General features: G+C 46.1%; 18 protein-coding genes. 4 read left to right on the top strand and 14 right to left on the bottom strand.

The features are described from left to right. Window positions 1-30: 30 nt before the first annotated feature. The 4 genes from BMX95_RS08075 to BMX95_RS08060 all read right to left on the bottom strand — a co-directional run bounded on the left by BMX95_RS08075 (window position 31) and on the right by BMX95_RS08060 (window position 7,220). Window positions 31-1,392: an alkaline phosphatase family protein gene (locus BMX95_RS08075; protein WP_081201667.1), complete on the bottom strand. Its 1,362-nt coding sequence runs from the start codon at window positions 1,390-1,392 to the stop codon at window positions 31-33. A gap of 13 nt (window positions 1,393-1,405) precedes the next feature. Beyond that, window positions 1,406-2,953 (bottom strand): RagB/SusD family nutrient uptake outer membrane protein, encoded by a 1,548-nt coding sequence (locus BMX95_RS08070; RefSeq protein WP_081201665.1) that lies wholly within the window; start codon window positions 2,951-2,953, stop codon window positions 1,406-1,408. 19 nt (window positions 2,954-2,972) lie between these two features. Then, window positions 2,973-6,101, bottom strand: a complete 3,129-nt coding sequence (locus tag BMX95_RS08065) for a SusC/RagA family TonB-linked outer membrane protein (RefSeq protein WP_081201663.1) — start codon at window positions 6,099-6,101, stop codon at window positions 2,973-2,975. A gap of 81 nt (window positions 6,102-6,182) precedes the next feature. Further along, window positions 6,183-7,220, bottom strand: coding sequence for a FecR family protein (locus tag BMX95_RS08060; protein WP_165758976.1), 1,038 nt, complete (start codon window positions 7,218-7,220; stop codon window positions 6,183-6,185). Window positions 7,221-7,357: 137 nt separating this feature from the next. Here BMX95_RS08060 and BMX95_RS08055 point away from each other — a divergent pair, with 137 nt between their 5' ends. Beyond that, the gene (locus BMX95_RS08055) at window positions 7,358-7,981 is read left to right on the top strand and encodes an RNA polymerase sigma-70 factor (protein ID WP_165758975.1); all 624 of its coding nucleotides are present in this window, start codon (window positions 7,358-7,360) and stop codon (window positions 7,979-7,981) included. Between the two features lie 388 nt (window positions 7,982-8,369). Then, the gene (locus tag BMX95_RS08050; RefSeq protein ID WP_133053961.1) at window positions 8,370-9,065 is read left to right on the top strand and encodes a hypothetical protein; all 696 of its coding nucleotides are present in this window, start codon (window positions 8,370-8,372) and stop codon (window positions 9,063-9,065) included. Window positions 9,066-9,137: 72 nt separating this feature from the next. Here the strand turns inward: BMX95_RS08050 and BMX95_RS34445 are convergent, their stop codons facing one another. From BMX95_RS34445 to BMX95_RS35650, 4 genes are all read right to left on the bottom strand, one after another. Next, window positions 9,138-9,302, bottom strand: a complete 165-nt coding sequence (locus tag BMX95_RS34445; RefSeq protein ID WP_207631607.1) for a hypothetical protein — start codon at window positions 9,300-9,302, stop codon at window positions 9,138-9,140. Window positions 9,303-9,391: 89 nt separating this feature from the next. After that, a complete protein-coding gene (locus BMX95_RS08045; protein WP_081201655.1) occupies window positions 9,392-9,730 on the bottom strand; it encodes a cupin domain-containing protein in 339 nt (112 codons plus the stop codon). A gap of 156 nt (window positions 9,731-9,886) precedes the next feature. Continuing rightward, window positions 9,887-10,600, bottom strand: coding sequence for a FadR/GntR family transcriptional regulator (locus BMX95_RS08040; protein WP_081201653.1), 714 nt, complete (start codon window positions 10,598-10,600; stop codon window positions 9,887-9,889). 40 nt (window positions 10,601-10,640) lie between these two features. After that, the gene (locus tag BMX95_RS35650; protein WP_280517374.1) at window positions 10,641-10,766 is read right to left on the bottom strand and encodes a hypothetical protein; all 126 of its coding nucleotides are present in this window, start codon (window positions 10,764-10,766) and stop codon (window positions 10,641-10,643) included. A 595-nt stretch (window positions 10,767-11,361) separates the two neighbouring features. On the opposite strand from BMX95_RS35650, the gene BMX95_RS08035 reads away from it, so the two are divergent. Then, window positions 11,362-12,372, top strand: a complete 1,011-nt coding sequence (locus BMX95_RS08035) for a LacI family DNA-binding transcriptional regulator (protein ID WP_081201651.1) — start codon at window positions 11,362-11,364, stop codon at window positions 12,370-12,372. A gap of 110 nt (window positions 12,373-12,482) precedes the next feature. On the opposite strand, the gene BMX95_RS08030 is transcribed toward BMX95_RS08035, so the two are convergent. Both BMX95_RS08030 and BMX95_RS08025 read right to left on the bottom strand, forming a co-directional pair. Beyond that, window positions 12,483-13,643: a hypothetical protein gene (locus BMX95_RS08030; RefSeq protein ID WP_081201649.1), complete on the bottom strand. Its 1,161-nt coding sequence runs from the start codon at window positions 13,641-13,643 to the stop codon at window positions 12,483-12,485. A 97-nt stretch (window positions 13,644-13,740) separates the two neighbouring features. Beyond that, a complete protein-coding gene (locus BMX95_RS08025) occupies window positions 13,741-14,775 on the bottom strand; it encodes a LacI family DNA-binding transcriptional regulator (protein WP_081201647.1) in 1,035 nt (344 codons plus the stop codon). 203 nt (window positions 14,776-14,978) lie between these two features. Here BMX95_RS08025 and BMX95_RS08020 point away from each other — a divergent pair, with 203 nt between their 5' ends. Further along, a complete protein-coding gene (locus tag BMX95_RS08020; RefSeq protein WP_242673159.1) occupies window positions 14,979-16,925 on the top strand; it encodes a heparinase II/III domain-containing protein in 1,947 nt (648 codons plus the stop codon). A 76-nt stretch (window positions 16,926-17,001) separates the two neighbouring features. Here the strand turns inward: BMX95_RS08020 and BMX95_RS08015 are convergent, their stop codons facing one another. The 4 genes from BMX95_RS08015 to BMX95_RS08000 form a co-directional block, all read right to left on the bottom strand. Further along, a complete protein-coding gene (locus BMX95_RS08015) occupies window positions 17,002-18,042 on the bottom strand; it encodes a Kelch repeat-containing protein (protein WP_165758973.1) in 1,041 nt (346 codons plus the stop codon). A 323-nt stretch (window positions 18,043-18,365) separates the two neighbouring features. Next, window positions 18,366-19,352: a DUF4466 family protein gene (locus BMX95_RS08010; RefSeq protein WP_081201643.1), complete on the bottom strand. Its 987-nt coding sequence runs from the start codon at window positions 19,350-19,352 to the stop codon at window positions 18,366-18,368. A 1-nt stretch (window position 19,353) separates the two neighbouring features. Then, window positions 19,354-19,749: a DUF5018 domain-containing protein gene (locus tag BMX95_RS08005; RefSeq protein WP_081201641.1), complete on the bottom strand. Its 396-nt coding sequence runs from the start codon at window positions 19,747-19,749 to the stop codon at window positions 19,354-19,356. 130 nt (window positions 19,750-19,879) lie between these two features. Next, window positions 19,880-21,772, bottom strand: a complete 1,893-nt coding sequence (locus tag BMX95_RS08000) for a RagB/SusD family nutrient uptake outer membrane protein (protein ID WP_081201638.1) — start codon at window positions 21,770-21,772, stop codon at window positions 19,880-19,882. Window positions 21,773-21,779 lie beyond the last annotated feature (7 nt).

Here is a 21,779-nt window from a genome sequence, read left to right as displayed (position 1 = left end):
CAACATGTTAACCTGTCAACCCCATCAACTCTACCTAAACATCTCCTGATACAACTTCCCTTCCATGGACTTGAACGGTATACCGGTGAGGTGAATGATCAACGGACAAATATCCACGAGGTTCATCTCCGGCAACACTACACCAGCCTTAAGGCCCGGACCAACAGCTACAAAACCGGTCTGGATCTCTTTATGGTCGGGAAAGAAACCGTGGTTACCTTTCACTACTGGTAGTACATCCATGAGATTGCCATCCTGTTTGCTGCCAAAGCCTGTTCCTTTAAGTCCTGTTAAAGCAAGCACCGCGCCCGGGAAAGCGCCTTTTTTCTCTAAAGTACTTTTGTCAATCACTTTAAAATATTGCTTTAACGAGTCGGACAGCCCTTTCAATAACGATTGCACTGCAGACAGCGTTTGCTGATCATTCGGATCTTTCAAAACCAGAAAGGTACAGCCGCCCTGCTGGTAAAACTGGGCGCGCCATTGGTCGTTGCGCACATCAGTAAGTATACCATGTTGTTTCAGCAGCACATTCGGTTGCAAATTGCGGTACACATTTTCAAACCCATGATCACCGGTAACAATGATGGCAGTACTGTCTTTAATACCGGCCCGGCGAATGGCTTCCAGAACGGTTTTTATACCTCTGTCAATGCCTGCTACTGCAGCCCTGACCCCATACCCATCGCGCCCATACTCATGCTGGTAATGATCGGCGGCGGCAAAGTGAATGGCTGTAAGGCCCGGTTTGTGTTTTTTGATAAGATAAGCACCCATGCGGCCAATATTCTCATCCATGCCCAATTCATCATCGAACATATTCCAGTCCAATGCGTCCAACTGTCCAACGGCACTATCCTGCAAAGTTTTCCAAAGATCCGCAGGGTATACATTGTCTGCCGTGATGCCGCGCCTGTCTTTTGATCCCGGCTGGGCAATATCGGGTACATTGTAGTCGATGGGCGCATGTACCGTTACAGGCCAGATAATGTCTGCAGTTGTGCGGCCGGCTTTTTTCATGGCCCCGAACAAGGTTTCCGTTTTAATGGAATCGTAGTATACGTACGACTGCCCGGCTTCGCCACGCGGACGAAACGGCGCATTGAAGTAAATGCCATGTTTGGCCGGAGTAACGCCGGTAATGATCGTTGTATGATCGGGATAGGTAACGGATGGGAACACCGGATTTACTCCCTTTGCGGCCACGCCTTCTGACATCAAATGACGCAGGTTCACCATACCCCAGGAAGGGTCCAGATAAAACTCGGGACGCAATCCATCGATGGTGATCAACACAATGTATTTCGCAGGGCGTTCCTGTGCCCATATCAACATAGGGAACAATAGTAACGACAGCATAGCTGCCAGCGGATTATATTTTCTCTGTATCATCACACGTTTTCAATTACGGGTTGGGTTCTAAGAGCTTATTCAGGTCCAAATCACCTTGTGGTATCGGGAATAAAAGATTGTGTTCGTTCACCACATGGCTGTCAGTTGGCAGATAGCTCACTTCCTGTCTGATCTTTACGCCAAACGCATTGATCACGGCCAGGGCATTGGTTTTTCCGGAGCGCAGCAGGTCTTCCCAACGATGATTTTCAAATGCCAGCTCTACCCGGCGTTCGTGCCAGATGATGTTTCTCAGTTGCGCCTGGTCGGTAGTGGTAGTGGTTGTAATTCCGGCCCTTGTTCTCACCTTATTCAAAGGTACCAATGCATCGGCTGACTTACCCTGCTCATTCAACGCTTCAGCCAGCAGCAATAATGCTTCTGAATAACGGTAAATAGGGAAATCATCACTGGAGCCTGTACTGGCCGGCAAAGGTGAATGCAGGTATTTCTTTATGTAAGGGATACCGATCTTCCCGGCAGCAGGTTTATAGTTCACAATGCTTTTAACGGCTGAATAGGTCATATAATAACTTCCGTCGTAGGTACCCTCTATGATGCCGATCGAGGAGTCAAGGCGTGCGTCGTTAGGTTCATAAGCTGCGATGAGGTCGCTGGAAGGTGTGTTCCAGCCACCCGAACCGGTATTATCCAGTTTGTCGATACCAGTGAGTAATCCGGTATTTTTACTGCGGGGAATAAAATGCAGCGTGGTAGCATTAGGTGTAGTACCCGTAGCAGTACCACCAAAGAACTGGATGGCGAAAATCGATTCTTTACCCGTGTTATTGGCAGGCAGAAAAGCGTCGCCATAATTGGCATACAAGCTATATCCCATAGCCGGCAGGGTGTTCAACAAGGCTTCCACTTCGCTCCAGCGCTTTTGCTGGGAATACACATCGGCGAGTAACATGGTGGCTGCTCCTTTAGTAGCAGTGCCTGGTGGCGCGAATTTTGGAAGGGCCAGTTCATCGATCGCATCTTTTGCATCGGCAATGATCTGCTGGTAAACAGTGTCTACAGCTGTTCTGGGAATAAAGGCATCATCCGCTTTGGTGATCACTTTCAGGAACAGGGGAACCGCTCCGTACAGTTGCACCAGCTTATAATAATTAAGTGCGCGCAGGAATTTGGCCTGTCCGTCTATGCTCTTGCGTACCGAATCGGAGGAGATAGTTTCCAGAAAAGGAAGGCTTTCTATAATGGTATTGCAGCGGCTGATGCCTGTATAGCTGTGCTGCCACGTTGCGTTCGCATACGCGTTGGTAGAGGTATTGGTGAAGTCTGCGATATTTCTTCTTTGCGAATAGGCCGTACCCTGGTCAGCATAAGGCTGATAAATGGTATTGTCTGAATGCATTTCAGAAGTAAAATAATCGTTCACCAGCACATCGCGCAACGGGGCATACGCCGCCACGATGGCCGACTGAAACTGGGCCTCTGTTTTATAAAAATTATTGACTGTATAAGCATCAACGGGAGTTTGCTCTATAAAATCCTTTTTACAGGCTGTAGCTCCCATCAGTAAAAAGCCGGTGATAATAAGCTCAATTCTTTTCATTATACCTGATTTGAAAGATTTATTTAATAGACAGGTTTATACCCATGGAAAAAGTTCTTGGAATAGGATAAGCATTTTCGTCCATACCCACACCCGCAGTCTGATCGGAACCACCCACATTCACCTCGGGGTTCATACCCGTGTATTTTGTGAAGATATAAGCCTGCTGTACGGAGGCATATACCCGGCAGTTGTTCAACCAGGGAACGTTTTTCAATGGAATGGTATAACCCAATGCAATATTCTTCAGTGCCAGGTAGGAACCATTCTCTATCCATTGGGAATTCACTTGTCTTCCCATGGCTGTAGTATTGGTCTTGGTGCGGGGATACATGCCAGATCCGGGCTGCTCTTCTGAACGCCAGTAATCCAACGCTGCAGCCAGGGGAACACGGCTGCCATCCATATTGGTTTGATAAGCCCATTTGGCCGCATTCAGTATTTTACCCCCTACTGAATAGGTCATATCTATGTTCAGATCGAAATGACCGTAGGAAAAACGGTTCACCAAACCACCGGTGAATTTCGGAGTAGGATTGCCAATGAAAGTGCGGTCGTTCACATCATCGATGACACCATCGTCGTTGATGTCTTTTACCTTTATGGTACCTATGTCGGAATTACCATTGGGATTGCCTGCTGTAACCTGGTATTTGGGAGATTTGGCCAGGTCGCCCGCATCTTTATACAAGCCCTCAAATACGAACCCGTAAAACTCACCCAGGTGATGGCCCACCTGCTGGCGGTAATAGTCACTCGAAACGGTATTATTCCGGCGGATGTAGCCAGGGTCAACCAGGTTGGTGATGAGGTTCCTGTCTACTGATACAACGAGCGTGGTATTCCATTTCAACTTTTTGCCTTCCAGGTTAGTGGTGTTAACCGTGAATTCATGTCCCCACATCTTAAGCGCGCCCACATTCGAAATGATCTGGGTAAAACCAGAAGAAGTGGGAAGTGCGCGTTGTTGAATGAGGCCATCGGTGATCTTCCGGTAATAGTCGTAGGTAAAGTTCACGCGGTTATTGAAAAGATATATATCAAACCCGATATCGAGTTGCTTATTGCGCTCCCAGCCCAACAAGGGGTTACCTACCCTGTTCATGGCCAAACCCGGTGTTATCGTGTTATTGAAATCGTTATAATAGGTGGCGAAGGTAGCCTGGGGATCGTAGGCGCCAAAGAAATTGTTACCGGTTAAACCATAGCTTGCCCGTATTTTCAGGAAGTTAATAGCCGGTATAGCATTCATGAAAGGCTCATTGCTGACTACCCAGCCGGCCGATACAGAGGGGAAATTACCCCATTGGTTGTCGGTGCCGAATTTCGACGACCCGTCGCGCCGGATGGCTGCTGAAAGCAGGTATTTCTTTTTGTAGTTATAGTTCAACCGGCCAATTGTAGATAATAAAGAGTATGCCGAGCTGAAACTGCCCGTACCGGATGTAAAGCTTGTAGCCTGGTTCAAATAAGGAATATCGTCCAGGGCATAACCTGTTCCGTTAAGGGTGTTGCTGTAGGTGTTGAATTTTTGTGCTGAATAACCTACCAGCGCTTCTATGTTATGGTCTTTGGCAATGGTTTTTTTATACTCGAGGTTGGCCTCTGCCGTCCAGGAATAATTGTCTACCGCCTCGCTGGTACCGGTTGTCTGGTTTGCCGTAGCTGTCACCAACCCGGGTTGAAAATATTTTCTTGTTTCTCCACCCTTGTCTATACCCACATTTGTTTTAATAAACAAACCGTCAATAACCTCCAGGTTCAGGTAGGCATTACCGAGTAACCGGGTAGTATAATAATCATCATTGGTAAGGTTATAGGTAGCCAGTGGGTTGATATAGGCCACCATACCGGGCGATGCCACATTGCGTACGTAGGTGCCGTCAGGATTATAGGGTGATATCAGCGGGCTTGCTTCGAAAAAGCGTTCGAAATAACCACCCACCCCATCGGTACCTAACCGGTTGTTATGATCTATGCGGTAACTGGGTGCCAGGTTCACACCCATTTTCAATTTGTTATTTATTACCGAGATATCATGATTGAAACGCGCCGAGAATAATTTAGTCCCGTTGTTTATGATAACCCCCTGCTGCTCCTGGTAGCCAACCATGAATAAGGAAGAAGAATGCTCACGGGCCGACTGCATAACCACATCGACATTGCTCATAGGGGCTGTGCGTGTCAACAACTTGAACCAGTTGGTGCCTTCTCCGTATTGATCAGGGTTGTCGTAGGCGGCGTGATAGTCTGCTGTTATTTTATAACCCGGTTCATATTTCAGGCCATCTTCTCCACGTTGCTTCATGAATGTAGCAAACTCCCTTGCATTCATCATTTTGGGTATCCGCTCATTGGGTATTTTTTGAACCGCATAATAAGAAGACACTTCCACACTGGAATTGCCTGCTTTGGCATGGCGGGTGGTAATGAGCACCACGCCGTTGGCGGCTCTTGAACCGTACAGAGCAGTGGCAGAAGCGTCTTTCAAAAAGCTGTAGCTCTCTATTTCCGATGGATTGATATTATTGATACTACCGGTCACCGGCATACCGTCTACCACAAACAGCGGCTGATTGCTGCTGTAAAAGGAGGCTGAGCTTCGTACAACAAACCCGATGCCCCGGCCCGGCTGACCGCTGAACTGATTGACCTGAACACCCGCTATCTTTCCCTGCAACTGTTGTGCAAACTGGGATACCGGCATATCCTGTAACTGATCTGATTTCAGTTGTGCCACAGCACCCGTTACCATGGACCGGCGCTGCGTTCCATAAGAGACCACCACTTCATCCAGAATATTTGAAGTAGGCGCCATACGAACGAATAAACTGTTGTTATCGGTTTGAGTAACCACAAATGAACGCTTAATAAAATCCTTGTACCCAAAACTTTTCACCAGTACGTCGTATTTGTTACCGGCTTTTAAGTTTTGCAGGGCAAAATTTCCGTTCTTGTCGGTATACGTGCGTATGGTATCCGTAGTTCCGCTTGGGTTCACTGATACGATGGAACCGGCTACGGGGTCTCCGCTTTCATCGAGTACGATACCCGTTATTCTCGCGGATTGCTGGGCGAAGGCTGGTATAGCCAGGACCACCAGTCCCAGGTATACAACCCATCTCAACCATTTCGTGCTTGTTTTCATTTGTATAATTTCGGTTTTGTGCAATAGGCTGCCTGTCCGCCAGCTGGCGGATAGTTTGCCTTGATAATAACTGTTAGATTTTTACTGTTTACTAATTACAATACGATCCTGCTCTTTTTTGAATGACAAGTGGTTAATGTTGCAGATCACTTTAAGCGCCAGGTCCAGTTCATCAGCCGGACCAAAATCGCCCGTGAACGACAAGCCTTGTACTTCAGCTTTATCGTATAGGATGGGGGTTTTATAGTATTTGCTTAGCCGTTCGAAAACCACAGCCAGGCTCGTTTTTTCAAAGGAAAGCGCAACGCCATTATCGCCATCGGTCATCCTGTTGGACAGTTGTTTGCTTCCGGTATTTATTCTGTCAAAATGTTTGGTAGCCGTGTTGATCCGCAATTCCTGCCCCGGTGTTAAATACACCTTTTGTAAGGCCATGCCTGCATCAGCAGTAGCATTCACTACTACTTTTCCTTTTAACAGCCTGATAGAAACAACGTGCCGGGTACCATCTACAATAAACCGGGTACCCAACGCGGTGGTTGCAAAACCATTGGCGGTTACAGTAAAAGGTTTGGTGGAATCATGTGAAACTTCAAAAAGTGCGCGCCCCTGCAACTGTATATTGCGGGCATGGGCTTCAAAGTGTTCCTGATAGCGGATACTGCTGCCAGGTGCTAACAGTACTATTGAATTATCGGGTAGGGTAAGCGTATCCTGGCCCGGGTTGGTGTTCTTTTTGATCACCATATTTACAACGGGCAGTTGTGCCACCACTGGTTTCCCCGCAGCGCTGGCAGCTGATTTTGTTGAAAGGCTATTATATAATACGAGCGTTCCGGTAATTACCACCAGTGCGGCGGCGGCAATTTTTATAAACCGTATCCGCCGGACAACAGCCCCTTGCCGTTGCTCATATTCAACCAATTGTATATTATTTATTATTGACCTGAACAGGCTGCTTTTGTATTCAATGGCCGGTTCGTTGCTTTCGTTCCCAAATAACGGCGCACCTGTTTCCCCCTGTTGCCGGTACCAGTCAGCATACTCCTGCAGCTCTTCTTCCGTAGCCGTATTTGTCAGAAACCTGTCGAGTAAATATTGTAACCGGTCTTTTGTCATGCAGGGCGCTTTCATTCATTATCTCACAACCCGAAATTTTCCCCCATGCCTTTCCCCATAAAAAATGTGATTTCATTTTAAGTTTACCAAATGTTCATCATAAGATAATATTGAGATTTTTTATATTGCGGATACTTTTGCTTGCCAAATCAGCCAACATCTCTACAAGTAGCAACCATACAGCTTCACATTTATGGACTGCCATACGACAGGGCGATGAAAAAGCTTTTGAACTGTTGTATAACAATACCGTGCTGCCCCTCACCAACCAGGCTTATAGCATTTTAAAAGACCGGGAGCTGGTTAAAGATATTCTGCAGGATGTATTTGTAAGTTTATATACCAGGCGGCATGAACTGCCGGGCGACCTGAATATTATTGGTTACTTAACCAACGCCGTAAAGTATAAAGTATCCACGTATTTAAGAGATCAGCTTTCGCGCGATACGCATCATGTGGCCATACTGCAACATGAGCAACAGGCTGCCTTTTCACAATCGTTCCCTTACGAACAACGGGAGTTAAAGAACCGCATCCGCGAAAGCATCGATACCCTTCCTGAAAAATGCCGTCAGGCTTTTATGCTGAACCATTATGGCAGCATGAGCTATAAAGACATTGCACAGGAAATGGGCATCTCCGTTAAAACGGTAGAGAAACATATTGGAAAAGCCCTGCAGGTTTTACGTAAAGAACTAACCGAAGAAAAACTGATCCCCATTGCGCTTATCTTGTTGAGCACATTACCGGGCAATCTGTAACAGGACATTGTAGTTCTACTACCGCCCAAATGAGTATCTTTCCTATACCCCATGGCATTATAGCTGCATTTCAGGCATTGTATTCAACATTTTAGCATAACGAGCTTGCATCCACAACATTGATCTATTATATTTGCCCCGAAATTAATGCAGCATTAAATGATAGCTGCCCCCCTAATAGTCAATACCATGAAAAACAATTCTTACACAATGGCATCGTACTTCAGCCACCATTTTATCAGATTACTTAGTAGTTAGCTCCGCATTATCGCCTTTTTAATAAGAACCGCTGTAGCATACATAGCTGCACGGCCTGTTATTGCCCTATAAGAAATTTACCGTAGACATTTATTTATTTAACCCCTTTACTTCAAAAAGAAAGATTGAGATGAAAAAGTTACTCATTATTTTCGGTGTATTCGTTATTGGTTCTTCTCTGGTATCCTGTAACAAAAAATTGAAAGACGACATTGATGACCTGAAAAGCCAGGTAACCGATTTAAAGAATCAAAACGACTCTTTAAAAACTGCAACCGACACACTGAAAAGCTATCACGATGCTTTACAGCAGCAATTGAAAGGTGTGATCAATTCATTGGGTTCTGATGAGCCAATTACAGCTGTTACCACTTTCACGGATAATTCAGGAGCTACCAGAACCGTTACCGGTGTTTACAAATTCAAGTCTACCGGCTATCAAACACAAATGGCGATTAAAAATAGCGACGGTAGTTATGACATTTATATCCAACGCCTCAGTGATGTGCTTGGGGAAGAATATGCATGGGTAGAATTCACCTATAATCCAGCTACCAAGGCTATTACCAACTACGATGGTGGACAACAATGGAGTGATTTGGATCCTTATGGTGATGAGGCATATTATAATAGCTCTTACGGTGGTGCCGGTCTCACTTTTAATGTAACTGTTGATAGTTTCAATACTACAACCGGCGACATTTCTATGAAATTTGCAGCCTCCACAACAGCTGCCTATACCGGTGGTAATATACCTAATGCAGGAAAACCAACTTCTACCAATTTCACCTTTACAGGAAAATTGACGATTTTTAATATAAACTAATTACCTGTAATAGAAAGGGCCGCCTTCCATGTTTGTAAAACAGGGAGGCGGCCTTTCCTTTTTTAAACACCATTATGAAAAATAGGTACCGCTTTTGATATCGATATTGGTACCGGTGATAAAGCTGCTTTCAGTACCGGCCAGGTAAACTACCAGGTCTGCCACTTCAACGGCATTTCCTTCCCGGCGATATAACCGGCTGGTGAGGTCACTTTTCTGGCCGGGTCCTGGGCGCACGGAGTCAGGCAGGCAATTAAGCCCGCAAAAATCAATGCAGTATTTTTCATTTAAAGTGGTTTAAGTATCGTTCTAATACTATTGGTCCGTTACTTCAAAAAATCTTCCCGGTGGGGCGAGAACGAATCTATCAGCATCCCCGCTTCCAGACACACGCAGCCATGTAACACATTTGGTGGCACATAATAACCATCGCCTTTTCGAATAATCTTTTTTTGATCACCGATGGTCATTTCAAAAACACCACTGTCTACATAGGTTACCTGTGAGTGCGGATGCTGATGCATAGTGCCCACGCCGCCTGTTACAAATTTTGCCTTAACCAGCATCACCTTATCGTCATAGCCGAAGATCTGTCGGGTAATGCCATTGCCTACATCTTCCCAGGGGATGTCTTGCTCAAACTGAAATTCATTGCTTTGGATCATAAGGCCTATTTTATTGTAATAAATGATTGTTTGTTGTTGTATTGCATGGAAACCGTATAGGTTTTCTTATTGTTTCTATTTTCAGCGCCACGCTTTTCCAGGTACCTTTTTTCAATAAAACGGTATCCCCTGGTTAACGTGTCAACTACATCAACTTCACCTCTCCCTGCTAATCCGAAATATATCATCCAGATGCGCCGCCATTGCCGCCGCCGCCGCATCCGCATCCTGATCAGCAATGGCCTGCAGAATTTCATGGTGTTCGGCCACGGCCTTTAAACCGCGGTTATCGCCACAGATCTTTTTTTCTATGATGTTGCGGATAATATCAGGCAATAACATCAACAGCATGCTTTCAAATACCGAGTTCCTGGTGGCATTGGCAATACGCAGGTGAATGAACATGTCTTCCTGAATAGCGTCCTGGTGGCTGTTTACTTTATTGTCATAATCTTCTACGGCGCTTCGTAATAAAACCAGGTCTTCTTCGGTACGACGCATAGCTGCCAGCCGGGCGGCATTGATCTCCATGTAATACCGGGCTTCTATTAAAGCGGAAAAATCGTCTTTATTGAAGTTGATGATATCTGTCAATACCCCTTCGATCATTTTTATGCTATAGCCCGATACATAGGTGCCGCTTTGGGGCGAGGTTTTCAGCAAGCCGAAAAACTCCAGCTTTCGAATGGCCTCGCGCACATAACTTCTACCCACACCCAGTTTTTCTGCCAGTACGCGCTCGGCTGGTAACCGGTCGCCCGGTTTTAACTGACCGGAAACGATCAATTGTTTCAACTGCTGAATGATCTTGTTGGTGGGGCTTTCTACTTCGATGCTTTTTATGCTTTGTATAATATCTGCAGTGTCCATGATAACTGTATTTTATTACAGGTGTAAGGTTACTGATTTTTTATTGTTCTTTCATAATATCAAAGGTCAATGTAGAGGTGCCCTGGTTAGGGGAGCCTACTACGTTGATCGCATTAATTTTGATCAATATATTTTTTGTAGCGCCGCTGCCGCCGGCCGGGGTCATTTTCGCCCAGATAAGCGAACCCACCGAATTAAGGGAATAGCAGGACAGTTGTGGGCAGGTTGCCTGGAAATTGTGAAGGAATGGCCTGAGTATTGCCTCGAGATGGCCTTAGCCGTAGTACTATCCCGGAGTATACCCAGGCAATACCCAGGCGATACCCAGGCCATTATACTACCATTAGGCTACTATTTCAATACTACAAGTGCGCCTTTTTAGCCAATTAAGGCAGGGTCTACCTGAGATTTAACCCGCACCTAACAAGGGCAAAATCCCTTTCAGGCCCCTGGTTGGTCCCTGTTAAGTCCCTGTCAGGTCCTTGTTAGGTCCAGTGAAATCCGGTCAGTGTCACGTCCAAAAATCCTTGTGCACCAATTTCTCGATTTTAGGGCTAAAACGTTAGAGAATATTTTAGCAAGTCTTGAATGAGGGAAACACCGAAACCAGTTGTTTTATGGTATTAAAAAGACACTAAATCGATATAGAAACCGAGGATGGTTTCATGCGCCTAATTCCTGTAAAATGATAATAAGAATTATCGCACCCATTCAACGAATATTAGCTAATTTATGCATGAAAGCAAAGCGTTGGAACATTCATGGAATCAGTGAACATAAAAAAGCTGGCCCAGCTTTTAAATTTATCAATTGCTACCGTATCGAAGGCATTGCGTGATAGTTACGACATCAGCCAGGAAACCAAGGACAGGGTGATGGCGCTGGCCAAAGAGCTGAACTATCAGCCTAACCCACATGCCAGTTTTTTACGAAAACAAAATAGTAAGACAATTGCCGTCATTATACCGGAGATCGCCAATAATTACTTTACCCTCGCCATTAATGGTATTGAATCGGTAGCCCAGGAGAAAGGCTATCATGTGATCATTTATTTATCGCATGAAGATTATAACCGGGAACTCGCTTTTACCCGGCTGTTAACCAGCGGCCGGGCCGATGGCGTACTTATTTCAGTTTCCAGCACTACTACTGATTATACGCATTTGCATGACTTACAGAATAAAGGCCTGCCCATTGTTTTCTTCGATCGTGTTTGTGAAAACTTCAACACGGTAAAAGTGACCACCGACGATTACCAAAGCGGTTACCTGGCCACCAGTCATTTAATTGACCAGGGCTGCAAACGCATTGCCCACCTGGCCATTTCCCAAAGCCTGTCTATTGGCAATAAAAGGGCGAAAGGATATATACAGGCACTGCAGGATAATGGCTTTACGCCCGATGAATCGCTGCTTATTGAATGCACCAATAATGAGGAGCAGGACGCCACGCTTATTAAGGAACTGCTACAACAACAAAAACCCGATGGTATTTTTGCTGCCGTTGAGCGCTATGCGATTGCCAGTTATGAGTTGTGCGAGTCACTGGGCTTGAACATTCCCGAAGATGTAAAGGTAATCAGCTTCAGCAACCTGCAAACCGCATCATTGTTAAACCCTTCGCTTTCTACCATTACCCAGCCCGCCTTTGAAATAGGCCGCGAAGCAGCTGCCATGCTGTTAAAAAAACTGGAGAAGAAAAATTTTCAATTGCCCGATGAGAGTATTGTTATACAGTCGAAGTTGATTACAAGGAAGTCGACCATGAGGTGATCTATTGCAGTTACAGGTTGCACGTTTCAGGTTCGTGGCAGTAAATGTCAGTATTTACGTAATAAAAACGGGCGCCCGTTGAATGGCGCCCGCTTGTTTCTTTAAGTTTATCAATAGGTAACCGGATAGGACAAAATTTCTGACCAGGGACCAGCCTGGCAATTAGCGCCCGTACCGGACAGGACAGGCAGCGGCCAGATATTTCCATAGCTTGCCAGGGTACCGTTGTAAACAATATTCCGATACCTGATAAGCACGTTGTACGAGCCTGCCGGCAGATCGATCTGCAACAGGAGAGCGCCAACCGGATCAACAAAGCCTAAATGAGCGTTGATAAAATTCTTAACCGGTGTTGTCCAACTCACAGGAGGAGACTGCCAATAGCGTAAGGTGGAATTGGCACTCTCACCGATCCAGGTAACACCACCATCAATGGAATACTGCACTTGTTGCATAGAAGGATAAACATAGGGAAGACAGAACCCGGCAGGGTCTTCACCAAATATGCGTATGGGATTGACCTGCGTAACCCAGGCTGCGTCTATACGAAGGAGCGGGTTATTATAAACGCTGTTAATTCCATTCAGATTAAAGCTTTGAACCGCGATAAGAATCGATTCAACATCGTCACAATCCGTAACCACCGTTCCGCCCAATTTTATTGTATTACTGCCGCCAAAATTGAAAATATCGATGGGATCAGATGTAAAGGTGACGGAATAAAGTTCATAGCCGGGGTTGCTGACATCCGCACCAATGTCAATTATACTGTAAGCATCCTTACTCGCAGAGTAGAGGGTAGTACCACTGCTGTTAGTAATCTTTACCGTACCCTTCGTTTTTACGCCGGTAGCAGTGTTCACGGAAACGAGATTGTTGTTTGTAGAGATGGTGTAATTCCAGGTGAGCACAAAGTTCTGGGCGCAGTTGACGGAGACGCCATAAGTGTTGAAAGTGGCCACCGGTTCATTCATGAAGTCACAGGCAGAGATAATGCTGGTGGTCCTGCCTGAGGCGCGGGCCGACCGCTGCCTCAACACCTCTGTTGAGAGGCGTTGACCTGACTCATTTGAATAAAAAGTTTCCAATTTCTGATTCACACGCACAGTGAACTCATGGCCCTTTTTTTCGAATTCGGCCTTGAGGGCTGCATTGTCATCTTCGTGTTTTTCGATCGTTTGAGGATTCTTGTTACAACTGTGGAGAGTGAAGAGAATACCCGTTAGCAAAAGGGCAGACAAGCCCACTGTGCTTAGTAAGCGCATTTTCATAAAAAAAGGTTTTTGGTTAATATTATCCGGTAAAATTACTCTCTTCTATATTAACCAGGAAAGAAATCCAGCATCAACTTATTCACGATCTGCCGGCTTACGTACTCATCCGCCTGATCAACTCCACCGGTACTATAATTGGTTCGGGGTATAATACTTCACTACCCACATCACCCTTCAGGCGTTTTAGCACTTCCGTTACTATTACCTGACCGATATTCGCAGGAAATTGTTCTATGGTGGTAATGGAGGGTGTTATGATGGCCGACCGGGGATCATTGGAATAGCCTACGATGCGTAAGTCTTCAGGAATTTTTATACCTACCTCCTTGGCATATTCGAGTACTGCAATGGCGGTTACGTCATTCGCAGCCATGATGGCATCGGGAAAGGGCGCCTTAGCAAACAATCGGTACATGGCTTTGCGGGCATTATCGGCCGTTAACTCCTGATAAAACACCCAGTCTTTTCGAATAGCCATCTTATGTTGCATCATGGCTTTTTCAAAACCGGCGTACCTGTCTATATAAATATTACAGGTAAGCGACCCCGAGAGATACGAGATGCGTTTACAACCCAATTGTATCAGGTGCGACGCTGCTATAAAACCACCGCGGAAATCATCGCCTTTTACAATACAGGCATTATAGGGCTGTACCGGCACCCGATCATAAAACAGTACCGGAATATCGTTTTCCGTTAAAATATCAAAATGGCTGAAGTCGGCCGTTGATAAGGTACAGGCTGCAATGACCGCATCAACCCGGGAGGCATACAAGGTACGTGCAAGGTCTTTCTCCATGTCCAGGGAATCGTTCGACTGGCAAATAATAAGATTATACCCATGGGCATGTAATCCACTCTGAATGGTAGTGATCACCTCGGTATGCATAAACATGGAAAAGCGGGGCACTATCAACCCTACGGCATTGGTTCTGTTGGTTCGCAGGCCCGAGGCCATTATGTTACGGGTATACCCTGTTTTTTCAACAAAGGCCATTACCCGGTTACGGGTGGTAGTATGTACATGCGGGTGGTTGTTCAATACCCGGGAAATGGTTGCCGGCGACAGGCGCAGCGCTTTGGCTAATTCCTGGATAGAATTTTTCTTGGTCTGTTTCGGGGTCTTCATTGACTGCAATCGTTTACGGAAATATCATTGGCATAAGCCCGTCAAACTTGGTAAAAATTGATGGAATCGTTTTCAGATCCGGATGATTTATTTACTGAAACGTTTTCGTAAATAAGGATACGGCAGGCGCAACTGTTTTTGTGTGATGCATCATCTTAAAGGGTTAAATTTATCAAGGTACCATCACGAAACACCACTGCTATATGAAAAAAACGATGCTATTACTGACCATTATCAGCTGCTTCCTGCACAGCACCGCCCAACAAAACCTGTTGAGCGCAAAATATTCGACCCAACAATTACAGGAATTACTGATCTCCCAGTCTAAATGGACTCCCTTTCCCCGTATTACCGACCGCGCCGGTTGGGCCAGGGTCGATGACGCCACCATGCTGGCCTTTATAAAACAGGCCAATGCCTATCTTACTTATCAATGGCCATCCATTCCGGCCACTACTTCCCTGCTCATCGAGCGTACCGGCGAACGAAGTGCCTACGAACGCATCAGTTTTGAAAAGCGGGCCGTACTGGGCACGCTGGTACTGGCGGAGGTATTTGAAAACAAAGGCCGTTTTATAGATCCCATTATCAATGGCATCTGGAGTATTTGTGAAGAATCCTGGTGGGGGGCATCGGCTCACCTGCCCCGCAATAAAGACAATGCCGGATTGATGGACGTATCGCAACCTTTTGTTGACCTGTTCAGCGCTGAAACAGCTACCTACCTGGCCTGGGCCGATTACTTTGTGGGCGACAAACTGGATGCAGTTTCGCCACAGGTAAGAAAGCGCATTTATTACGAAACCAATAACCGCATCTTTCAACCACTGATGAACAAACCACATGGCTGGATGGCCGCCTCAGCCAATGGGCGCCCGCCAAATAACTGGAACCCCTGGATCTGTTCCAACTGGTTAAATGCCGCCCTGCTGCTGGAAAAAGACGCTGCCAAACGCACGGCCATGGTTGGCAAACTGCTCACCGTGCTGGATGCGTTTGTAAATCCCTATCCGCAGGATGGGGGTTGTGATGAAGGCCCTGGCTATTGGGGCGCAGCCGCCGCTTCTTTATATGACAATATTGCCATGCTGAACATGGCCACCAACAACGCCTTCAACTTTGTATTCGAAAATGAAAAGATAAAGAACATGGCCCGTTTCATTTACCGGGCACAGATCAGCGAAAAGTACTGGCTCGATTTCGCCGATGCCGACCCACAACCCGGGATGGCGGCCAGTATGATCTACCGCTTTGGAAAAGATATACATGATACCAGCATGATGCAGTTTGGCGCCTACTACCGCCAACCCGATGATGGCCATATTGGCCGGTTCCATTATTTCAGAAATCTGTTTGAACTGTTCCTGCAAAATGAATTTCAGCAATCGGCCAAAAGCCTGCCTCTGCCGGCGGATGTTTGGTTCCCCGGCATACAGGTAATGATAGCGCGTGATAAAAACGGCAGTACCGATGGGTTGTTTGTTGCTGCCCAGGGCGGACATAACGACGAAAGCCATAACCACAACGATGTAGGGAATTATATTGTTTATTACAATGGCGGCCCCGTGCTGATCGATGTTGGCCGTGGTACCTACACCCGTAAAACGTTTAGTGACAAACGCTATGATATCTGGTACAATTGTTCCGATTACCATAACACGCCCACCATCAATGGCGCCAATCAATTACCCGGCGCCCAATACAAAGCAGAGAACGTTGCTTATAATAAAGGGAAGTCGTTTGCGGAATTGTCGTTGGAGATCTCGCATGCCTATCCTGAACAGGCAGCCACATCGAACTGGCAGCGTTCCATTCGTTTGAACCGGGGTAAGAATGTAGTGGTGAAAGACATATTCAAACTGAACAACACCAATGGTATTACCGAACACCTGATGACCTGTTACCCTGCCGAGGTTACCAAACCAGGCGAACTGGTTATTCACTGCACACCTAAAACAGGCAGCCCTACTGATATTGTAATTCACTACAATGCCAAACAAATGCAGCCCACTGTTGAAAAACTGCCGTTAACAACTATGGAAGACAAAGGTGTGGAAGAAAAATGGGGGGATAATATTTATCGGATCAACTTTACGGTTACAGCGCCGAAAACAAATGATGCTATTGAATTGGTGATTGCTCCGAAGTAATTGACAAATACCTGTCAGGTGCGCATCAGCCAGCTGAAATGGCAACACGTTAAAGCGCACCTGACAGGTATTAATTTTAATCATTATCCACTTTAGCTGCAAAGGGATTAAATTCAAACATATTATCTAAATAGAGTGTGCCGGTTATGCCGGTGAGTACGAAGGCCCGGTTCTTTACGGTGAAGGCAACAGCACCATCGCGGGTTTTTGCTTCAAAGCCGGTATATTCTTTCCAGGTATCCGCATCGGCATCGTAGGCCCAGGTACTGCCCACATATCCGCTATTGGAACCCAATGCGATAAAAGCATATTTATCGAGCGTAAAGGCCACACCATTTTGTCTTACAATAGAGGTATAATGATCATCGTAAGGATCATTGCTGAAATTATACAAAGGGCGTTTGGTGGTCCACAGGTTCTGATCGGCATCGTACTCGTACAGCTCCTTCTGCACTTCAGAATTATTAGTACCCGTAACCAGATAACCTTTGTTGTTCAAGGTAAAGGCAAGGCCTGCATATGTTTTGTGTGAAAAGCTGGCTTTTTCTTTCCACTGGAATCCTTTGGGTTGACTGGGATCAAATTCAAAACAATCATTAAATGCCTTGTTATTGTCAAAGCCACCGCATACATATGCTTTGCCATTGATCACAAAGGAAGCGGCATCGAAGCGGGCCTCACCGGGCAGGGTGTCCATTTCCGTCCAGGTTTCCGTAGCAGGATCGTACTCCCAAAAATCTTTCAGGTTCTTATCACTTTTAATATCGCCCTGATAACCGGTACCCACATATCCTTTTCCATTGATGGTAAAAGCCACGGCGCTGTTGCGGGCAGCGCTGGCCGGCATTGCCGCTTTTTTCGTCCAGTTACTATTGGTTACATCAAAGGCATACATATCGTTATAGACCCCGTTTTTTGAGGTGCCTGTCAATACATAAGCAATATCATTAATAACAAAGGTGGCGGCTTCACTTCTTGAATCGCCTTTAAAGTCGGCAGCTACGCTCCAGTTTCCGGTAAGGTCATCACTACTTGAATCGGATTTATTGCAGGCCATTGTAATACAGGTTACACACATCATTAATAAGAGTACGGGTTGGGTATAGCAGTTTCGCATACATAATAAAGTTTGCTTAAAACTATCCCGTTCCCTTACTAAGACAATCTTAAAATCGATAAGTTGGGTGCGTGTGTGGACTAAAGTGGCGGAGAAATCTTCGAGTGCGGTTTGTTCATGAAAAGTTGCTTTGAAAGGCAGAGGGCAGAGGGCAAAGGGCAGAAGGCAAAGGGCAGAAGGCAAAGATAGCCTCGCGAACATTTAGCAGTCAATGTAAATAACAAAAGCCGGCAACCTGCAAAAATTGCCGGCTTTTGTTTTTCTGAAATTGTGCGCGCTGCGGCTGTATTTTTCTCTGCCCTCTGCCTTCTGCCCTCTGCCCTTTACAACGCATACCGCTTCATACTAACCACTGCATTTTTAGTGGAGGTGCTGGCCGTATTGAAATAAACATAGGCCCGGTATTTATGGTCGGCTGTTTCCACCCATACGCCGGCTTCCTGTTTCAGGTTGATGGCATAATTGGGTTCGTTGGTCATATTCAGTTGTTGAAAATCCAGGTCATCTATATAGATGCCATACTGCATTTGCGCCAGGTTGAAATCCTGCAGGTTTACTACCCTGCGTTCATACGTGCTTCTGGTAACGCCACCGGGCAGGGTAACACCGGGTAAATACTGGGCATCGGCTGCGGGCGACACCAGGGCAAAGTTATAGGCACTGGTGGTAATATTCCGGTACAGATACACCAGGTCAATGCTGGCTGCTTTGGCTGCGGCATCGGTTGCATTGTAAGCTGTCATGTCGGCAATAGAAAGATACATCAGTCCGCCATCGGTGAGGGTGATGTTCTTTTTCATATCCATTTTTGCAATGGTATACGGCCCCATTTTAAAAGAGACCGTTTCACCATTGCTGCTCTCTGCGGAAAAAGTAAAGGATACGGATTGTCCACGGGCCGCTTCCGGAATTACATAATAGTACCGCAGCGTAGCTGCATTGGTATCTTTATTAAAGGCAACGGAAGTAACATTTTTAGCCGTTACGGAGGCATTGCCTACGGAGATGCCTACATCTACACCGCTGTTATTGGTGTAGTACGATTTATTTTCCATCCAGGTACCGGCATCGCCTTCCATGGTGGCTTCTACTTTGGCATTGGTCAGGTTCCCTTTTTCGGCCAGGATGGCCATAGCATATGCAAACTCAATGGTTTGTCCTACTATATTAGGACCCTGCGTTCTTTTTATACAATCGTTTTGCAGCGTATCTTTTGGAGTGGGAATTTTGTATTCTTTCTTTGTGCACCCGATGGTTGTTGTTAGCACGATGATGGCTATTGCAATGTATTTGATATATGGTTGTTGCATCTTATCTCGGTTGAACAGTTATTAATACTTTATACGTTTTGCTTATCTGCCTGTTGCCTGAGATCACGGTATATTCTTTAGGATTAGCCAGGTCAGAAAAATCAACCTTGCCAACGATCCTGGGATCCAGTTTACAATCGGAAGCCAGTGTAAACTGTGGGAACAGGTTCTTCAGGTCTGTTCCAAATTGTACGATCACACTTACTGTTTGGGCAGTGGTATCAATGACCGGCTGTTTTGTCAATACGGTTAAATAATCAGCCCCCAGCAATTCAAAATTGCTTACATAACATTCCTGCCGGGGTGTGATCAATAAGCCATCGTCGTCTATCGGATGGTCTTTGCTACATGAGAATGCGCTTAGTACTATTAGTGCGCTTATGATTAGTTTTTTCATTTGTTTCTCTTTTAAATATGGTTTGAAGTCTACTCTTCAACTTGACTCCCAGGCCTCCCTCCCATCTTCCGCCCAATAGGAGGAGGTGATCATTTTAACTTGTTAACTTTTCAACTGATTAACTGATCACCTATCTCCACGGCACATTCTGTGTCAGATTCGGATTCCTGTCTCTTTCCGATTGCGGGATCTTGAAAATATAATCCTGCTGGTATTCACGGAAAGAGGTGTTCTGGAAATAGCGTTGCGCCTGTGTGCCCCAGGTGTCGTACCGCCATACGCCCGCTGCATTACCCGGACCAACCCACCTGCTTTCAATAGCACGCCAGCGGCGGAGATCAAAGGAGCGTTGTCCCTCGCCAATCAACTCCACTATTCTTTCCTGTTCTATGGCATTAAAGAAATTATCGTAACCGGTTGTTTTTGCTGCGCTCAATGGAGGCAGGTTTCCTCTGTGCCGTACCCTGTTCACAAGGTCAACTGCATCTGCGGTGGGCGCCCCATTGGTTATTTCATTTACAGCTTCGGCATACATCAAATAAACATCAGCCAGGCGGATCACCGGCCAGGCAAAATCACCATCACTACGTCCCTGCCCGGCATAGTTTCGAACAAATTTGCGGAACACATACCCTGAGTTGGAACCGTCGGTATTATAAGTAATGTAGTTCACGCCACCAATGTTTACATTGGTGCCCCATGTTTTGTAAATAAAGGGGCACATACCGGTAGATTGCAGGGAAACCATCCCCACACTCATTTCATAATCCCATTCAATGGTTGATTTACACCGGTAATCGCGGTTGGCATAACTGGCAGGATTAACTGCCGAATTCACTCTGGTGCGGGCATCTGCCGTGTTGGTCGGGTTCAACCCTACCAGTTTAGGTGCAAAATCGCCTGTTGTGAGCAGTTGATAACGGTCGGCTATTTCAAAACGAGGTCCTACCCAGCATTGTGATCCTTCGTGTGAACGGCCGGCAAAGTCGCGCATCAGCTCTTCCCCCTGACTGGTGCCGGTACCACCATGCGTGAAGTACAGCAGGTTCTCCGGATCGCCATTGGCTTTGGGCGTGAACAAATAATAATAGTTCGGTAATTTATCTGCTTTACCAAGGGCATCGATATCGCCCGGCTCGCCACCTTTGTATAAGGTGAGGCCGAAATCGTTGGATACACTTTTAAAATCGGCCGCAGCGGCAGTAAAAGCGGCTGTTGCTTCTGTTACATCCTGCGTAAACCCTTCCAGTTCGGGCCAGCCCCGCTTCTTCCAGGAACCCCAGTATAGATTTACTTTACCCCGTAACGCCAGCGCGGCTGTTTTTGCCATTCTTCCCAATGCCACGTTTGGTGAAGGCGCCGGCAGTTTGTTATAGGCATAGGTAAGGTCAGACAGGATCGAATCTTTTACCTGGCCTATAGGCATGCGCGCCACATCTCCAATTTCAATATTGGCTTCATCTACATCACTGCTTACCGTATGACTGAGAAAGGGCACATCGCCCCACATGCTGATGAGTTTAAAATAACACAGCGCGCGCAACAGGCGGGCTTCCCCAATGATATTTTCGAGATTGGCCACCGAGGAAGCATCTGCCGTTTGCAGCATGTTACTTACGTTATCAATTACATAATTGGTGCGGTTCACCCCTCCGTACAGGTAACGGAACATTTTATCGAACGAACCACCATAACCGGTAGGATTGTAATTGCCATTGTTATACGCATCGCCTAACCGCAGGTTATTGTTGGTGGCGCTGTTGGTGCCACTGCGGTCGCGTACATATTCACCCTGGCCATCAAAATAATAGTCCCGGTCGAAGCAGGGCCTGATGGAAGCATAGACCCCCATCAGTGCATACGTAGCATCGGCTTCGGTTTTCCAGTACTGGGATATCAGAATTTCGGTGGTGGGGTCCTGATCAAGGAGCCCCTTCCGGCAGGCCATTTGTAATAACATACCACCCACCAGGGTAATTAATACAGGTATTCTTATTGATAGAGTTGTGTTTCTTTTTTTCATACTGCAG

Origin of the sequence: Niastella yeongjuensis, assembly GCF_900110245.1 — a bacterium.
Lineage (GTDB): Bacteria > Bacteroidota > Bacteroidia > Chitinophagales > Chitinophagaceae > Niastella > Niastella yeongjuensis.
The sequence above is the reverse complement of the archived record's forward strand: the minus strand, read 5'-3'. Positions and strand labels throughout refer to the sequence as shown.

Excerpts from the sequence above, each read along its gene's own strand:
- BMX95_RS08075 (WP_081201667.1), bottom strand. The coding sequence starts at position 1,392 with ATGATACAGAGAAAATATAATCCGCTGGCAGCTATGCTGTCGTTACTA.
- BMX95_RS08070 (WP_081201665.1), bottom strand. The coding sequence starts at position 2,953 with ATGAAAAGAATTGAGCTTATTATCACCGGCTTTTTACTGATGGGAGCT.
- BMX95_RS08065 (WP_081201663.1), bottom strand. The coding sequence starts at position 6,101 with ATGAAAACAAGCACGAAATGGTTGAGATGGGTTGTATACCTGGGACTG.
- BMX95_RS08060 (WP_165758976.1), bottom strand. The coding sequence starts at position 7,220 with ATGACAAAAGACCGGTTACAATATTTACTCGACAGGTTTCTGACAAAT.
- BMX95_RS08050 (WP_133053961.1), top strand. The coding sequence starts at position 8,370 with ATGAAAAAGTTACTCATTATTTTCGGTGTATTCGTTATTGGTTCTTCT.
- BMX95_RS08045 (WP_081201655.1), bottom strand. The coding sequence starts at position 9,730 with ATGATCCAAAGCAATGAATTTCAGTTTGAGCAAGACATCCCCTGGGAA.
- BMX95_RS08040 (WP_081201653.1), bottom strand. The coding sequence starts at position 10,600 with ATGGACACTGCAGATATTATACAAAGCATAAAAAGCATCGAAGTAGAA.
- BMX95_RS35650 (WP_280517374.1), bottom strand. The coding sequence starts at position 10,766 with ATGACCCCGGCCGGCGGCAGCGGCGCTACAAAAAATATATTGATCAAA.
- BMX95_RS08035 (WP_081201651.1), top strand. The coding sequence starts at position 11,362 with ATGGAATCAGTGAACATAAAAAAGCTGGCCCAGCTTTTAAATTTATCA.
- BMX95_RS08030 (WP_081201649.1), bottom strand. The coding sequence starts at position 13,643 with ATGAAAATGCGCTTACTAAGCACAGTGGGCTTGTCTGCCCTTTTGCTA.
- BMX95_RS08025 (WP_081201647.1), bottom strand. The coding sequence starts at position 14,775 with ATGAAGACCCCGAAACAGACCAAGAAAAATTCTATCCAGGAATTAGCC.
- BMX95_RS08020 (WP_242673159.1), top strand. The coding sequence starts at position 14,979 with ATGAAAAAAACGATGCTATTACTGACCATTATCAGCTGCTTCCTGCAC.
- BMX95_RS08015 (WP_165758973.1), bottom strand. The coding sequence starts at position 18,042 with ATGCGAAACTGCTATACCCAACCCGTACTCTTATTAATGATGTGTGTA.
- BMX95_RS08010 (WP_081201643.1), bottom strand. The coding sequence starts at position 19,352 with ATGCAACAACCATATATCAAATACATTGCAATAGCCATCATCGTGCTA.
- BMX95_RS08005 (WP_081201641.1), bottom strand. The coding sequence starts at position 19,749 with ATGAAAAAACTAATCATAAGCGCACTAATAGTACTAAGCGCATTCTCA.
- BMX95_RS08000 (WP_081201638.1), bottom strand. The coding sequence starts at position 21,772 with ATGAAAAAAAGAAACACAACTCTATCAATAAGAATACCTGTATTAATT.